Below are 2,626 nucleotides of genomic sequence, written 5' to 3' on the forward strand. Positions count from 1 at the left end.
CGATAAATCGCCGTCTCTACAAGTGTTTTGGTCTTATCTGAACTGTATTGTATTAAAATTTTTCTTTACTTGAAATAACTTACCTTTGTGGTAACACTTGGCTAATAATTTATCTTTACCAAAAATAAGGCATAATCTCACCTCTTCCTCAGTCTAGCTCTGTATCCACCGCGAAACAGTCAGACTTTTATTCAGGATGTTTACGCAATTCCCGATCTGATATGTAAAATGGTCAGCGTATCAAGCTTTGCTCTAGGCGATCGCTTTATGGCCATTACAAAACGGCGACTACCGACATTTTTACAGTTTGGCAAAAATCCAAATCTTTCCCAAAAACTCATGCTCATCGGGTTAGCCATTACCCTATTTTTCATCTTTCTGGCATTTTTCGCTCCCGTATTCCAGGCTTGGGGATGGCTGCAAAACCCCAAAGATTTTCTCTCTAATCCAATTCACGAGCCACCATCAGCTAAATATTGGTTTGGTACTAGTCGCCTGGGCTATGATGTGTTTTCCCGGACATTGTTCGGCGCTCAAGCTGCTTTGCAGGTGGTGATTTTGGCAACAGCGCTGAGTATGATTATCGGTGTGCCTTTGGGGATGCTGAGTGGTTATCTCGGCGGTAAATTGGATAAAGTGTTGCTGTTTATTATGGATAGCATCTACACCCTACCGGGGCTACTGCTGTCTGTGACGCTGGCGTTTGTGGTGGGGCGTGGGATATTAAATGCAGCGATCGCTATTAGCATTGCCTACATCCCCCAATATTACCGCGTTGTTCGCAACCACACTGTGAGCGTGAAAACTGAAGTATTCATCGAAGCTGCTCAAGCAATGGGCGCTTCCACTTGGGTTGTGCTTTCTCGCTATTTATTTTTCAACGTCATTCAAAGCGTACCCGTTCTATTTACACTCAACGCTGCTGATGCGATTTTGGTGTTGGGCGGTTTGGGCTTTTTGGGGCTAGGACTTCCTGAAGAAGTGCCAGAATGGGGACACGATTTAAAACAAGCCCTAGAAGCTCTACCTACTGGCATTTGGTGGACTACACTTTTCCCTGGTTTAACCATGACATTCATGGTGGTAGGGTTATCACTACTTGGTGAAGGGTTAAATGAATTTGTCAATCCCCGTTTACGAAGAGAAAATAGAATCCGAAAGTAGTCATTGGTCATTAGTCATTGATCATTAGTTTTGGACAAAGGACAAAGGACAAATGACAAATAAACAATAGAGAGATTTGTATGAAAGATAATCTAACGTTAATTGCCGCCGCTACTGGTGGGTTTATCCTTTCTGTTGCTCTTGCTGGTATCTTAAGAGGTGCGCCAGTTACAGGTTGGCACGAGCAATCGAGTTTCCGTAGCACGACTTTTGCTAATTTACAAAAATCGGAGTTGAAAGCCGCGCGTCTTCTCCCAAGCAAAGACACTGCGCTAACAGATCGGGGATGAAAACGACTCGCACCCAATAATAGGCAATAGGCAATAGGCAATAGGCAATAACTGTTCACCAATTACCAATGCCCCATGCCCCATGCCCAATGCCCAATGCCCAATGACAAATGACAAATGACAAATGACAAATGACAAAATTCAAGTAATTGGCATTGATGTGGGGGGAACAGCAATTAAGCTGGGGCGTTTTACACCCGACGGTACTTGTCTGCAATCCTTGACTGTGGCGGCTCCCCAACCGACAACACCAGAGGCTGTGCTGGCGGTGCTTGTAGATGCGATCGCGCAAATTGATCCAGATAATCAAACTGTTGCTATTGGTGTTGGAACTCCTGGCCCATCCGATGCAAGGGGACGCATTGCCAAAATCGCCATTAACTTACCTGGATGGGTCGATGTGCCTTTAGCAGATTGGTTAGAAGCCAAAACTGACAAACCTACTGCGATCGCTAACGATGCCAACTGCGCTCTTTTAGGAGAAGCTTGGCTAGGAGCCGGTCGCCATTTGCAAAATCTGATTCTGCTAACTTTAGGTACTGGGGTTGGTGGCGCAATTATCCTTGATGGCAAACTATTTGTTGGACATCAAGGAGCCGCCGGAGAATTAGGTTTAATTTCATTTAACCCAGATGGGCCAATTTGCAATAGTGGCAATCAAGGCTCTTTAGAACAATATGCCTCTGCTACTGCAATTCGTCGCCGCACTCTCAAGGAACCCGTCGAATTGGGTTTTCTGGCACAACAAGGAGATCCCACAGCATTGACTTTTTGGCAAGAGTATGGTGAATGTTTGGGAATCGGTTTGACGAGTTTGATTTATGTACTCACACCGCAAGCGATCGTCATTGGTGGCGGCATAAGTGGCAGCTTTGAATTTTTCATACCAGCAGTGAAGGCAGAAATTGAGAAGCGAGTTCAGCCTTTATCACGGGCGGGTTTACAAATATTGCCAGCGGAGTTAGGCAATTTTGCAGGGATAGTAGGTGCAGCAAAGTTGGCATGGCAACGCTATTCGGAAAGTTAGATTATGGTTCAAACAATCCCAGCTAGAGACATCAGTATTTACGAATTAGAAGAAAAATTTGGTTTGCAACTTGCCACAGACACCAACTTCTTTAGGGACTTCCAAATAAAAAAACATCCCAAATTTTCTTGTGGGATGGGTGTCC

3 protein-coding genes are annotated in these 2,626 nt (G+C 44.7%); all 3 read left to right on the forward strand.

The features are described from left to right. Positions 1-267: 267 nt before the first annotated feature. The 3 genes from VB740_RS36370 (at position 268) to VB740_RS36380 (ending at position 2,481) form a co-directional block, all read left to right on the forward strand. Complete coding sequence (locus VB740_RS36370) at positions 268-1,164, forward strand: ABC transporter permease (protein WP_323204656.1); 897 nt, start codon at positions 268-270, stop codon at positions 1,162-1,164. 80 nt (positions 1,165-1,244) lie between these two features. Beyond that, on the forward strand, positions 1,245-1,454 hold the full coding sequence (locus VB740_RS36375; RefSeq protein WP_323204654.1) for a hypothetical protein: 210 nt from the start codon (positions 1,245-1,247) through the stop codon (positions 1,452-1,454). Between the two features lie 124 nt (positions 1,455-1,578). Further along, positions 1,579-2,481 (forward strand): ROK family protein, encoded by a 903-nt coding sequence (locus VB740_RS36380; protein ID WP_323204655.1) that lies wholly within the window; start codon positions 1,579-1,581, stop codon positions 2,479-2,481. The last annotated feature ends 145 nt before the right edge of the window (positions 2,482-2,626 follow it).

This window comes from Nostoc sp. UHCC 0251 (genome assembly GCF_034932245.1).
Classification (GTDB): domain Bacteria; phylum Cyanobacteriota; class Cyanobacteriia; order Cyanobacteriales; family Nostocaceae; genus Nostoc.

Coding starts and splice junctions, on each gene's coding strand:
- VB740_RS36380 (WP_323204655.1), top strand. CDS start 1,579: ATGACAAATGACAAAATTCAAGTAATTGGCATTGATGTGGGGGGAACA.
- VB740_RS36375 (WP_323204654.1), top strand. CDS start 1,245: ATGAAAGATAATCTAACGTTAATTGCCGCCGCTACTGGTGGGTTTATC.
- VB740_RS36370 (WP_323204656.1), top strand. CDS start 268: ATGGCCATTACAAAACGGCGACTACCGACATTTTTACAGTTTGGCAAA.